General features: G+C 39.6%; 13 protein-coding genes. 10 read left to right on the forward strand and 3 right to left on the reverse strand.

Annotated features, from left to right (window positions below; translation table 11 throughout):
* Positions 1 to 26: 26 nt before the first annotated feature.
* The 10 genes from AOR04_RS03380 to AOR04_RS03425 all read left to right on the forward strand — a co-directional run bounded on the left by AOR04_RS03380 (position 27) and on the right by AOR04_RS03425 (position 11,324).
* Positions 27 to 761: an SIMPL domain-containing protein gene (locus AOR04_RS03380; RefSeq protein ID WP_096792547.1), complete on the forward strand. Its 735-nt coding sequence runs from the start codon at positions 27 to 29 to the stop codon at positions 759 to 761.
* Positions 762 to 839: 78 nt separating this feature from the next.
* Positions 840 to 1,502, forward strand: a complete 663-nt coding sequence (locus AOR04_RS03385) for a peroxiredoxin-like family protein (protein ID WP_096792548.1) — start codon at positions 840 to 842, stop codon at positions 1,500 to 1,502.
* Positions 1,503 to 1,666: 164 nt separating this feature from the next.
* A complete protein-coding gene (gene epd, locus AOR04_RS03390; RefSeq protein WP_096792549.1) occupies positions 1,667 to 2,683 on the forward strand; it encodes an erythrose-4-phosphate dehydrogenase in 1,017 nt (338 codons plus the stop codon).
* Between the two features lie 64 nt (positions 2,684 to 2,747).
* Positions 2,748 to 3,923: a phosphoglycerate kinase gene (locus AOR04_RS03395; RefSeq protein ID WP_007377492.1), complete on the forward strand. Its 1,176-nt coding sequence runs from the start codon at positions 2,748 to 2,750 to the stop codon at positions 3,921 to 3,923.
* A 201-nt stretch (positions 3,924 to 4,124) separates the two neighbouring features.
* The gene (gene fba, locus AOR04_RS03400; protein WP_007377491.1) at positions 4,125 to 5,189 is read left to right on the forward strand and encodes a class II fructose-bisphosphate aldolase; all 1,065 of its coding nucleotides are present in this window, start codon (positions 4,125 to 4,127) and stop codon (positions 5,187 to 5,189) included.
* Positions 5,190 to 5,421: 232 nt separating this feature from the next.
* Complete coding sequence (locus AOR04_RS03405) at positions 5,422 to 6,273, forward strand: IS4 family transposase (protein WP_096792550.1); 852 nt, start codon at positions 5,422 to 5,424, stop codon at positions 6,271 to 6,273.
* Between the two features lie 96 nt (positions 6,274 to 6,369).
* Entirely contained in the window at positions 6,370 to 6,600 is a 231-nt protein-coding gene (locus AOR04_RS03410) for a hypothetical protein (protein ID WP_096792551.1), read from the forward strand.
* A gap of 1,014 nt (positions 6,601 to 7,614) precedes the next feature.
* Positions 7,615 to 8,304 (forward strand): phosphate regulon transcriptional regulator PhoB, encoded by a 690-nt coding sequence (gene phoB / locus AOR04_RS03415; protein ID WP_006791869.1) that lies wholly within the window; start codon positions 7,615 to 7,617, stop codon positions 8,302 to 8,304.
* Between the two features lie 199 nt (positions 8,305 to 8,503).
* Positions 8,504 to 9,811, forward strand: coding sequence for a phosphate regulon sensor histidine kinase PhoR (gene phoR, locus AOR04_RS03420; protein ID WP_033041152.1), 1,308 nt, complete (start codon positions 8,504 to 8,506; stop codon positions 9,809 to 9,811).
* A gap of 544 nt (positions 9,812 to 10,355) precedes the next feature.
* A complete protein-coding gene (locus tag AOR04_RS03425) occupies positions 10,356 to 11,324 on the forward strand; it encodes a PstS family phosphate ABC transporter substrate-binding protein (RefSeq protein ID WP_007377489.1) in 969 nt (322 codons plus the stop codon).
* Positions 11,325 to 11,420: 96 nt separating this feature from the next.
* Here the strand turns inward: AOR04_RS03425 and AOR04_RS03430 are convergent, their stop codons facing one another.
* The 3 genes from AOR04_RS03430 to panB are packed head-to-tail and all read right to left on the reverse strand — an operon-like array spanning position 11,421 to position 13,332.
* Positions 11,421 to 11,657, reverse strand: coding sequence for a hypothetical protein (locus AOR04_RS03430; RefSeq protein WP_007377488.1), 237 nt, complete (start codon positions 11,655 to 11,657; stop codon positions 11,421 to 11,423).
* A 32-nt stretch (positions 11,658 to 11,689) separates the two neighbouring features.
* On the reverse strand, positions 11,690 to 12,538 hold the full coding sequence (gene panC / locus AOR04_RS03435; RefSeq protein ID WP_096792552.1) for a pantoate--beta-alanine ligase: 849 nt from the start codon (positions 12,536 to 12,538) through the stop codon (positions 11,690 to 11,692).
* The gene (panB, locus tag AOR04_RS03440; RefSeq protein WP_096792553.1) at positions 12,538 to 13,332 is read right to left on the reverse strand and encodes a 3-methyl-2-oxobutanoate hydroxymethyltransferase; all 795 of its coding nucleotides are present in this window, start codon (positions 13,330 to 13,332) and stop codon (positions 12,538 to 12,540) included. Before panB ends, panC begins: the two co-directional genes overlap by 1 nt.
* Between the last annotated feature and the right edge of the window lie 18 nt (positions 13,333 to 13,350).

Genomic DNA, 13,350 nt, shown 5'->3' on the forward strand with positions numbered 1-13,350 from the left:
CTAACTAATTACTTCAAGGAACGAATATGAAACTCATTACTGCCATTTTCTTAACATTATTCCCACTTATCACTTTTGCTAATTCAAGCTTACCTGCTAATCGCCATATTGCAGTGCAGGGTACTGCTGAGGTATTAGCAAAGCCCGATATGGCTAAGATTTCTTTTGAAGTCATAAGCTTTAAAGACAAATCACTTGATGCTAAACGTGATGTTGATGATCGAGTAAATTTGTTACTCAAAGGATTAAGCAAGTACGGTGTTAAGGAGACGGATGTTTCTGCTACAAGCCTGTTAACTTACAATGATGACGACAAGTTTAATGTTGAGAGTGGCACAATGATTAATGCAGGATTTGTGGCAACAAGAACACTTAAAGTAACATTAAGAAATATTGAAAAGTTGAATGATTTTATCGATTTTGCACTAAGTGTAAAAATTAATGAACTGACGAATATTGAGCTTATGTCTTCAAAAGCCGCGCAGTTAGAAGCTGAAGCAATACAAGGCGCAATAGATAACGCTATAGTTAAAGGGGGGAAGCTTGCCAAAGCATTTGGCGCAGAGCTTGGAAAAATTTACAGTATTAATTCAAATTCTAACCGTTCAAGTTATGGTTATGGCGTAGATGATTTTGAGCGAATAGTTGTGAGCGGTTCTAAAGTTACTAGAAATCCATTTGAGCAAGGTAGATACCTGCAAGAAACTATTACATTTAAATCATCAATAAACGTGGTATTTGATTTAGAAATAACTGATTGATTAATATTTTCATTTCAAATACATTTTCATAATGTAAGCTGGCTTTAAGTTTTTGATTAATTTAAAAGTAGCTATATTATGAGCGATGAAAATAACACGTTAAAAGCACAAACTGAGGCAAAAATAGCAGCTGGGCGTAAAGGTAATCCTGATTTTATGAAAGGTGTTGATGAAACGATTGCACAAGCAAAAGTGTTTCAACAAGGTGCTAATGCACTTGATTTAAACCAAAGCGCACCAAGTTTTGAGTTACCAAATCAGTATGGTCAATCGGTGCAGTTAACCGAGTTACTTGCTAAAGGGCCTGTGGTTGTTACTTTTTATCGTGGAAGTTGGTGTCCGTACTGCAATTTACAGCTCAAAGCGCTTCAAGCACGTTTACCTGAAATTCACGCATTAGGCGCACAATTGGTGGCTATTAGCCCGCAAGTACCCGATGGCTCAATGAGCGAAAGCGATATAAGCAACATGGATTTTTTAGTGCTGAGCGATCAAAGTGCAGATGTAGCAGCAAGCTACGGCGTAGCATGGCAAGTACCCACATTTTTACTAGAGCATATGCGAGTAGACCGAGGCCTAGATTTAGAGTCGGTTAACAATGGCAATAGTAGTGTTTTACCGATCCCTGCCACCTTTGTTTTAGATAAACAAGGTAAAGTGACTTGGCGTTATGTTGATGTTGATTATCGTACTCGTTCTGAGCCAGAAGATATAATTAACGCTTTAAAAAACTTAATTTAAAAAGTCAGAACCCTTGAAGAGCTTGCAATGTTTAAGCTCTTTAACCTTAATTTAAAGTTTCTAATGCTTCCCTCTTATAATCAGATGCAAGGTCGATTACAATACAGCCATCTAAAAGGCATATTGCCTTTATCTGCACGCTAAAAGAGTGGATTTTATATTTCATGGCAATCAAACTTGCAATTAATGGTTTTGGTCGTATTGGTCGAAATATTGTCCGCGCGTTATATGAGTCTGGTTTGAGCGACGATATAAAAATTGTTGCGATTAACGAACTTGCTGATCCTGAAGCTATTGCTCATTTATTAAAATACGACACATCCCACGGTCGTTTTTCTTTTCCTGTAAAACTTGGTGAAGACACCATTAGTGTTGCAGGCGATACCATTGCACTTTTTTGTGAAGAAAACCCAATTGAATTACCTTGGCAAACGCTCGATGTAGACGTTGTACTTGAATGTACAGGTGTTTATCACTCGCGCGAACATGCGCAGTTACATATTACAGCAGGTGCTAAAAAGGTGTTGTTTTCACATCCGGCCGACAACGATGTTGATGCCACTATTGTGTATGGTATTAACGACGATGAGCTTAAAAGCGAACATACAATTGTGTCTAACGGCTCGTGTACAACTAACTGTGTTGTGCCGGTTATTAAAGTATTAGATGATGCATTTGGTATTGAGTCGGGCGCTATTACAACGATTCATGCGTCGATGAACGATCAACAAGTGATTGATGGTTATCATCATGATTTACGCCGTACTCGCGCTGCAAGCCAATCAATTATTCCAGTTGATACAAAGCTTGCCCGTGGTATAGACCGTATTTTACCTAAGTTTAAAGGTCGTTTTGAGGCCATTGCCGTACGAGTTCCGACTATAAATGTAACGGCAATGGATTTAAGTGTAACGGTTAATACCGATGTAGATTTGAACGCAGTAAATAATGCACTTAAAGCACAAGCAAAAGATCGCTTAGAAGGTATTTTAAGTTATACCGAAGAGCCGCTTGTATCGATTGATTTTAATCACGACCCACATTCTTGTATTATTGATGGCACACAAACACGTGTTAGTCACAAACGACTGATAAAGTTATTAGTATGGTGTGATAATGAATGGGGTTTTGCTAATCGTATGCTCGACACAGCGCGTGCTATGATGGCAGTGAATAAGTAATTTATTAATATAATAATTTTAAACGTATTTTTCAGGTTCAGTATTGTTAACTAAGGAGATGTTCATGTCGGTCATAAAAATGGTAGATTTAGATTTAAACGGCAAACGCGTATTAATTCGTGAAGATTTAAATGTACCAGTTAAAGCAGGTAAAGTGACGTCAGATGCGCGTATTCGTGCAGCACTACCTACTATTAAACTAGCCCTTGAGAAAGGCGCTAAAGTAATGGTTATGTCACACCTTGGCCGTCCTACGGAAGGGGAATACGATGAAGCGTTTTCGCTTGCACCTGTAGCTGATTACTTAAACGATGCCCTTGAGCAAACTGTGCGTTTAGAAAAAGATTACCTAAATGGTGTTGATATTGCTGATAACGAAGTGGTTGTTTTTGAAAACGTGCGCTTTAACAAAGGCGAGAAGAAAAACGACGAAGCGCTATCTAAGCAACTAGCAGCACTGTGTGATGTATATGTAATGGATGCATTTGGTACGGCTCACCGTGCACAAGCATCTACCCATGGCGTTGGCTTATTTGCCGATGTTGCATGTGCAGGTCCGCTGTTATCGGCTGAACTTGAAGCATTAGGCAAGGCACTTGATAACCCAGCTCGTCCATTAGTGGCGATTGTTGGTGGTTCTAAAGTTTCAACTAAATTAACCGTTTTAGATTCACTTTCTAAAATTGTTGATCAGTTAGTTACCGGTGGTGGTATTGCAAATACCTTCATTGCGGCATCAGGTAGCCCAGTTGGTAAATCGCTTTACGAACCTGATTTAATGGATGAAGCGAACCGTTTATGTGCAGCAGCGATTGCTAATAATGGTGAAATTCCGGTACCGACTGACGTAGTTGTTGGTAATGAGTTTTCTGAATCTGCTGTAGCTACGCTTAAAGATGTAAGCGAAGTAACAAGCGACGATATGATTTTTGATATTGGCCCTGATACAGCGAGCAAGCTTGCAAAAATTATTGCAAATGCAGGCACTGTTGTATGGAATGGTCCAGTAGGCGTGTTTGAGTTTGACCAGTTTGGTAATGGCACTCGTGCTATTGCACAAGCAATTGCTAACTCAAATGCGTTTTCAATTGCGGGTGGCGGTGATACCTTAGCCGCCATTGATAAATACGGCATTGCCGATAAAGTTTCTTATATTTCTACTGGTGGTGGTGCGTTCTTAGAGTTTTTAGAGGGCAAAAAACTGCCAGCAGTTGAAATGCTAGAGTCGCGCGCTAAGTAATTTTAGTCGCGTAAGGTGAGGGGGTAATAGCCCTCACCGACAATTAATTATTAAATACCTCTCACCCTAATTTAATAGTTAATTTAGACGGAATTTTACTGCAAAGCAGTGGTTTTTCGTGGCGTTGTTATAACGCCAAACTAACAAATCCGTTCAAACTAGATGGTAGGGAACTACTGTCGATAAATTGGAGAATACCCAATGGCTTTAATCAGTATGCGACAACTTTTAGATCATGCAGCAGAGCATGGTTACGGCGTACCTGCTTTTAACGTTAATAACCAAGAGCAAATGCGCGCAATAATGGAAGCGGCTGACAAAACAAACAGCCCAGTAATCGTGCAAGGATCAGCGGGCGCACGTGCTTATGCTGGTGCTCCATTTATTCGTCATATGATTTTAGCAGCCGTTGAAGAATGGCCACATATCCCCGTTGTTATGCACCAAGATCACGGCACATCGCCAGGTGTATGTCAGCGTTCAATTCAGCTTGGTTTTTCATCAGTAATGATGGATGGCTCGCTAATGAGCGACGGTAAAACCCCTTCAAGCTACGAATACAATGTAGAAGTAACGCGCGAAACTGTTGCTATGGCGCATGCCTGTGGCGTATCGGTTGAAGGCGAGCTAGGTGTACTTGGTTCACTTGAAACAGGTGAAGCTGGCGAAGAAGATGGCGTTGGCGCAGAAGGCATATTAACCACTGAGCAAATGCTAACAGATCCTGAAGAAGCGGCTGACTTTGTAAATAAAACACACGTTGACGCACTTGCAATTGCATGTGGTACTTCGCACGGTGCCTATAAATTTACGCGCCCACCAACAGATGACATTTTAGCGATTGACCGCATTAAAGCGATTCATGCACGTATTCCTAACACGCACTTAGTGATGCATGGTTCATCTTCGGTTCCACAAGAGTGGTTAGAAATTATTAATCAGTATGGTGGCGAAATTCCAGAAACTTATGGTGTGCCTGTTGAGCAAATTGTCGAAGGTATTAAGTTTGGTGTTCGTAAGGTAAATATTGATACTGATTTACGTTTAGCTTCTACCGGTGCAATTCGCCGTCATATGGCGTTAAACCCATCTAACTTTGATCCTCGTAAATACTTAGCTGAAGCAACTAAAGCAATGACAGAGATTTGTGTTGCACGCTATAACTCGTTTGGCACCTCTGGTCAGGCGAGTAAAATTAAGCCAATTTCACTTGATGAAATGCACCTTAAATATTTAAGCGGTGAGCTAGACCCTAAAATTAGATAATAGATTGGTTTTATTACTAGGGCTTGTTGACCTTTCGTGATTGATTTTGCAGCAGTATGTTTGGTTTTTAGGCAAGGCGGAGCCTATGTAGTATTCCCCATGAATAGGCGATAACGCAGCATAAATACCAAACATGCGCTGCCCTTTGGGCTGACGAATCCCCAAAACGTGACAGGCACAGCAATTTATGATCTTATGTAAATCACCACAACCCACATAAGTCACAACTGCTATGCCTGACACATCAGTTTGCCATAAGTACTTTAAACATGCATTAGCGCCATTCAATAATGCCAGAGTAAAAACATTACTAAGCTGCAGTAATGCATTAATTTCGGGCAATAAACTTACCTTAACTGAAATCGGCAGAAATTTGTCTGGCGCTGTGGATGTAAAACATAAAATAAAACGCGTTGATCGCTTCTTAAAAAATACTCACCTCTACAATGAAAGGGTCGCTATCTATAAAGCATTAGCTCATCCTATTATCGACTCTTTACCAATGCTTGCAATTGCCGTTGACTGGAGCGGTGCCTGTGGTCACGACTATCACTTACTGCGAGCAAGCTTACTTGTGGATGGGCGCTCTATCGTGATTTATAACATGATTGTTGAGCAGAAGAATTTTGATAGCCCAGCAACCAACAGCCTGTTTTTAGATGAACTTTATGAAGTGCTTGGACGACATCCTAGTGTCTATATTGTAACAGACGGCGGCTTTCTTACGCCTTGGTATAGTAAAGTACGCGAACTTGGTTGGCATATGATAGGTCGATTAAGAGGCTCAATGAAGTGTAAACTAGCCATGCAATCACAATGGCATACATTAAAACAACTTAGGGCTGGTGCCAGCGATATACCAAAGGCGTTAGGTCAAGCACGACTAACTCAGTCCAGCCCGACAGCATGCGATGCATTTTTACACGTATATCATGGAAAAAATAAAGGAAGAAAAGGAAAAAGCAGATTTACGAAAGATACAAAAATGTATCAAAACTTAGCGAAAGAGCCATGGTTACTCGCGACATCAGACAATACAATGACGAGTAAGCGAGTAGTTGGTTTATATAGTAAAAGAATGTAAATAGAGCAAAATTTCCGCGATGACAAAAGTTTGAGATATGGTTTTTCGTGGCGTTTTAGTAAAAGCACCGGCATAAATAGAATAGGAATATTATGCTTGATAGCCACAATAGCGAGCACTGCGTTATGGTTTATAGGGTGTGAAGCAGAAAAAAGAAAGTGGCATATAAAATTTCAAGCAAATAGTGTTAAGAATCGCCGAGTTCTTTCATTTTTAACCTTAGCCAAGCAAGTCATAAAGCTATGTAAGAGACGTATTACACAAAGCTATATAGAAAAAAGTTTAAAAAACTTTATTTCTAATTATCAAAAAGAGGCCGCTGGATAAAGTGGGGATCCCTCAGCCCTTTGGGTTCTTTCTAGGGACGATTAACTCTTTGTTGCTCGGTTTTTACTTAGCCCACTAGGTTACAAACCTCGCGCCGCGATTTAATCGCCCCTAGATTGAACAAATTTCAATCCACAAAGATCAACACGCCCTAGGCCAGTAACTTTGTTACTGGCTTTTTTAATGTTATACCAATCTGCTTATATATGGGGTCTATTTAACGTTAAGAAAATTACGCTAGAACTAGGCAAAAATTTTTGTATCTAGTTGTTCTAAATAAAAAATTTTTAACGACGTTATAGTGCAATTTAATTCGTTAAATTGATCAAAGATTTATGCAGGTTGGTATTAGCCCTTTTTATATTGCAGATTACGGTTTATTGATCAGATCACTGTATTACCAACACCGTACTTTGGGATCACGCATTTACTAACACAGCTATTTTTGGATCATTATTTTACTAAGAAAAGTACACTTTGACGCTATTTTAGGCTTTGAAATAATCTGATCGTTATTTATTTGTATAAACAATCAACAACTTATAGCTTTGACTAAGTACAACTCTGATCTGAGGGTAGATCGGCTTGGTAAAAATCTGATCCTTTATTTAAGGCTTAGTAAGATTTAGATCTATTTTTAAACGTATTGATGGTTGCACAGGCGGGTTTGCTGATTTTAAAATGGCTTTAAAGCTACTTTTAAACGATCGATCTGTAAAAATGTCTTGGTTAGTAAAACAATGATCCCAGCTAGTTTAATATTGTTTAGTGGTTTAAATAGCGATACAAAAAAGATAATTTCAAAAAGTTAGCTATTACATAAATTTATCGTAAACCTCTTTTTATTGCGTTAAATATTAAAAAGGTTTTAAAAATATGACGTTAATGAGGTTATTTGTCACTAATTTGTATTTTTTTTACCACCATTTTAATTTACACGTTACACTTTCATAAAAATGTCATACTTAGTCATAATAATGAAAACTAATTCGATAGCGTAAGAGATAAATTGGAATGTCACGTAAAGTACTAGTCGTAGATGACGAAGCTCCTATCAGGGAGATGCTGGTTTTTGTTTTAGAGCAAAATGGATTTCAAGCAATTGAAGCAGAAGATTATGACTCTGCAATTGCAGCTATGGTTGAACCTTATCCAGACATGGTTTTACTTGATTGGATGTTGCCAGGTGGCAGTGGTATTCAAATTGCGAAAAAGTTTAAGCAAAATGAACATACCCGCCAAATCCCAATTATTATGCTTACAGCCCGTGGCGAAGAAGAAGACAAAGTACGCGGTCTTGAAGTAGGGGCTGACGATTACGTCACTAAGCCGTTTTCCCCTAAAGAGCTTATGGCGCGTATTAAAGCAGTTATTCGCCGTGTATCGCCAACCTCATTAGAGGAAGCTATTGAAGTACATGGCCTGCGCTTAGATCCAATTTCTCACCGTGTTACCTCTGAAGGTAACGAGCTTGATATGGGGCCAACCGAATTTAGATTGCTACACTTTTTTATGACCCACCCAGAGCGTGTTTATAGCCGTGAACAACTGCTTGATCATGTATGGGGAACTAACGTTTACGTCGAAGATCGCACGGTTGATGTGCATATTCGTCGCCTGCGTAAAGCAATTGGCCCACTTGGACATGACCGTTTAGTGCAAACTGTACGTGGTGCTGGGTATCGTTTTTCAAGTAAGCTGTAATACCAAATTGCATAAATATTTGAACAATTTAACGAGTTAAATAACTCTATAACGTTGTTAAAAATTTTATTTAGAACACAACTAGAAATAAAATTCTTGCTTAGTTATAGCGCAATTTCCTTATCGTTAAATAGACCCCATTTATAAGCCAGTTGGTATAACGTGCGTGTGTATTACTACTCTAAGGTAAAGTGAGTGTATGTATCGAGTTGTTAATAAGCAGGCGTTAGTAAAACGTCTGTTTATCTATTTTTTACCTTTACTATTAATTGGTGTGCTGGTTGGCGCGCCATTTTTGCTTTTATTTTTAGGATCTTTTTCCCTCCTTATTTGGCACTATCATCAGCTTTATCGCTTGAGCGATTGGCTACTTAATCAACGCAGCTTTAATCCACCCGAGGGCGAAGGTGCGTGGGAACAAGTATTCGAAGGCATTTATCATCTACAGCACCGCAATCGTAAAAAGCGTAATGAGCTTGCTGATTTAATTCGTCGCTTTCGCGATGGGGCAGAAGCTGTACCTGATGCTGTTGTGGTACTGCAAAATGATTTAAGTATTGTGTGGTGTAATCAACTAGCACTTAAGGTGCTTGGCCTGCAGTGGCCAACTGATCACGGTCAGCGCCTTGATAACTTAATTCGCGAACCTAAGTTTGCTAAATACATGCACAAAGGTGAATTTGATGATGCCCTTGAGCTTGATAATGGGCATGCGGTTGAGCAAGTACTTGAATTTAGGGTTATGCCATATGCAAGTACACAGCTAATGGTCGTTGTGCGTGATGTAACACGTTTAAAGCAGCTTGAACAAATGCGAAAAGACTTTGTAGCCAATGTATCACATGAACTACGTACGCCGCTTACAGTGGTATCTGGCTATCTTGAAATGATGGATGGCGATATGATGCCGCCGCCAGCAATGTGGGGCAAGGCACAAAAAACGATGCTTGAGCAATGTAAGCGCATGGATAGCTTGGTTAGCCAGTTATTATCACTTTCGCGAATAGAAGGTGCTAGGCGTCAAGATAACGATAAAGCAATTAATGTTCCGAAGTTGCTTGGTTACATTCAAACCGAAGCACAATCAATTAATCAGGATAAAGGTCATGAACTTGTTTTTGATATTGATGCGACTTTAGATATTAAAGGCTCTGAGGATGAACTACGTAGCGCGTTTTCTAATCTCGTTTTTAACGCTATTCATTACACCAAAGCTGGCGGCAAAGTACAGGTATGCTGGCAGCATAAAGGTGATCGTGCTTGTTTTAGTGTTACCGATAACGGTGATGGTATTGCGCCAGAGCATATTAATCGTTTGACGGAGCGCTTCTATCGGGTAGATAAAGCACGAAGCAGAACAACAGGGGGATCGGGTTTAGGCCTTGCGATCACAAAACATGTACTAACGCGCCACGATAGCAAATTAAATATTCGCAGTGAAATAGGCAAAGGTTCATGTTTTTCTTTTGATTTTTCGATCGATAAGATAGTTCCGTTGGCTAAGTAATTATACTAGGGCGTGCTGATATTTAGTGGTTGAGTTTGCAGTAGTATGTTTGGTTTTTAGGCAAGCCAGAGCCTATGTAGTGTGGTTATTCCCCATAAATAGGCGATAACGCAGCATAAATACCAAACATGCGCTGCCCAAAGGGTTCTTTCTAGGGAGGATTAACGCTTAGTTGCTCGGTTTTTACTTAGCTCACTAGGTTACAAACCTCGCGCCGCGATTTAATCGCCCCTAGATTGAACAAATTTCAATCCATAAAGAACAACATGCCCTAATACTAATTCGCAATAATACTTAATCAATTTGAGGGATTAAACCTGGTGCTAGCTGCGTTAAAAATTTCTTATATATAACAACTAAATAATGAATTCTTTGCCTTGTTATCAACACAACTTTCTTATCTCAAAGTAGAACAACGAATTAAGCGAATTGGTATAAAAAGCAAAGTCATAAAAGTGTCACTTAATAGCAATCTAACTGTCATCTACTCACTTTAGAGTGGGCAACAGTTAGTAAATGAGACGAACAAACCGGGGAACCCGACATGAAATTTAAAAATTTAGTTGCCGCAATGGGTGTGGCTGTTACAACTTTCGTATCTGCGCAAGCAGTTGCACTAGATAAAAACATTCCTGAATATCAAAAAATTAGTGGTGTTTCAGGCAACTTTTCATCGGTAGGTTCTGATACTTTAGCCAACATGATGACGTTTTGGGCTGAAGAGTACAAACGTATTTACCCAAATGTAAATATCCAAATTCAGGCCGCAGGTTCTTCTACTGCACCACCTGCATTGACTGAAGGTACAGCTAACTTAGGCCCAATGAGCCGAAAAATGAAATCAAAAGAAATCGAAGCGTTCGAAAAACGTTACGGTTATAAACCAACAGAAGTGCGCGTTGCTATTGATGCGCTAGCGGTTTATGTTCATAAAGATAACCCAATTGAAGGTCTTCGCATTGACCAAGTAGATGCTATTTTTTCATCGACTCGTAAATGTGGTGCACCAGAGCAAGTTAACCGCTGGAGTGAAGTTGGCCTAACTGGTAGCTGGGCAGCAAGAGATATTCAACTTTACGGACGTAACTCGGTATCAGGTACTTACGGTTACTTTAAAAAGAAAGCATTGTGTAAAGGTGACTTTCGTAACAACGTAAATGAACAACCAGGCTCTGCATCGGTAGTACAGTCAATTTCATCATCATTGAATGCAATTGGTTACTCAGGCATTGGTTACAAAACGTCGGGTGTACGTACTGTTCCATTGGCTAAAAAAGGCAGTAATTTTGTTGATGCGACTCTTGATAACGTTGCTCAAGGTAAATACCCGCTATCTCGTTTCTTATACGTTTACGTGAATAAACACCCAAATAAACCATTAGCGCCTATCGAAGCACAATTTTTAAAAATGGTGCTTTCGCAAGATGGTCAACAAATTGTAGAAAAAGATGGTTATGTACCACTTTCGGCAAAGCTCGTAGAAGTAGAGCTTAAAAAGCTAGGTTTAAATTAATAAACTATAAGCAATAAAAAAACCGCTCATTGAGCGGTTTTTTTGTGCCTAAAATTAAGGGCCTGAAAGATAAACAGCTCCAAGTATTTTAAACGCTTATATACCACCTAATTTTTCGGCTTGTACTTTACACTGATTGTAGCTTTCAACACATTTGCCAGAGCATACTTGTTGCTTTAAGCCTTCGCCACTTGACTGCTGTTCACAGGTAGTTTCACATTGATAGTTTTGTTGAGCACACTGGTTAAGTTCAGGGCTTTGTATTTGGTTTTGACAACCAGCTAAAAATGCAAAAGTAAGGGCAACTACGCTTGTTTTTATTAAATTGTGCATGTTTAATCCTTAAAAATGGAGTCGCAATAATATTAAATTTCGACCTGAATATTGTCGATTAATCTAACATTACCAAAATAGGCAGCAGCTAAAATAACAAACTTGGTGTCTTTGAGTGTAGCAGTTTTTAATGTATCTCGTTGAGCTATCTCAAAATAGTCTGGCTTTAGACCAGCTTGCTCTAAGCTCTGTTTAGCTAAGCTTTCAAGTTTTACGAAGTCTTTCTCGCCACTTTTTAGCTGTTCTGCGCATGTATTAAGCGTTTTAAATAATACGGTTGCAGTCGTTTTTTGCTCTTCAGATAAATAACCATTACGTGAACTCATAGCAAGGCCAGAAACTTCTCGCATTGTAGGGACACCAATCACTTCAACCGGAATTGATAAGTCGCGTGCCATGGTTTTAATGACTTGCAGCTGTTGAAAATCTTTTTCACCAAAGCAGGCATAATCAGGTTGTACTAGATTAAATAACTTAGTAACGATTGTTGCAACGCCTCTAAAATGCCCTGGGCGTGAACCACCGCAATAGCCTAATGAAATGTCAGGCACATCGACAAAGCTTTGTGCACCAAGTCCGTTAGGATAGATTGTTTCTACGCTTGGAGTAAATACAATATCGGTTTCAAGCTCAGCAAGACCTTGTTTGTCTTCGTTAAGTGTACGAGGGTAGTTATCTAAATCTTCGTTAGCACCAAACTGCATAGGGTTTACGAAAATGCTCACAACCACTTTGTCGGCCAGTGTTTTTGCTTTTTCGACTAGCGAAAAATGCCCTCGGTGTAAGTTTCCCATGGTTGGTACTAATGCCACGCTAAGACCTGCTTGTCGCCATGCTTTAATTTGGCTGCGTAATGATTTTATTTCAGTGATTGACTGCATTATTTAAACTCGTGTTCAGCGCAAGGAAATGCACCGCTTTTAACGTCTGTACAATATTTTTGAACGGCTGCAGGCATATTGCCTGTTTCGAGCAAAAAGTTTTTAGAAAATTTAGGAATATACCCAGCTGAAATACCGACTAGATCGTGCATTACCAGTATTTGGCCGTCAGTTAGGCTACCAGCACCAATACCAATAGTTGGGATATTTAGAGCGTCTGTAATGCGTTTTGCCAATGCACTAGGAATACATTCAAGTACTAATAATTGTGCGCCAGCAGCTTCTAGTGCTTTTGCGTCATCAATCATTTTTTGTGCTTTGTCTTCTTCGCGACCTTGTATTTTAAAACCACCAAATACATGCACTGACTGCGGTGTAAGGCCTAAATGCCCGCAAACTGGAATACCTTGTTGAGTAAGTGTTTTAATACTCTCGTAAAGCCATTCTCCGCCTTCAAGCTTAATCATGTTTGCGCCAGCGCGCATAAGCTCAGCTGCATTTTTACAGGTATCACTTACGCTTGAATAGGTCATGAAAGGCAGGTCGGCAATTACAAATAATTCACGACTACCAGCGCGTACACAACGTGTATGGTATGCGATATCTTGATTGGTTACGCCAAGCGTGTCATCGCCACCTTGAAGTACCATGCCCAAAGAGTCGCCCACTAAAATAACTTCAACGCCGTTATCATGAAATAACTTTGCAAAACTGGCGTCGTATGCCGTTAACGCAGTAATTTTGTTATTCTCTGCTTTCATTTTATTTAAAGTAGAAACAGTTATTTTAGACATAATATTCCTCGCAGGCTG

This window comes from Pseudoalteromonas sp. 1_2015MBL_MicDiv (genome assembly GCF_002407505.1).
GTDB classification, from domain to species: domain Bacteria; phylum Pseudomonadota; class Gammaproteobacteria; order Enterobacterales; family Alteromonadaceae; genus Pseudoalteromonas; species Pseudoalteromonas fuliginea.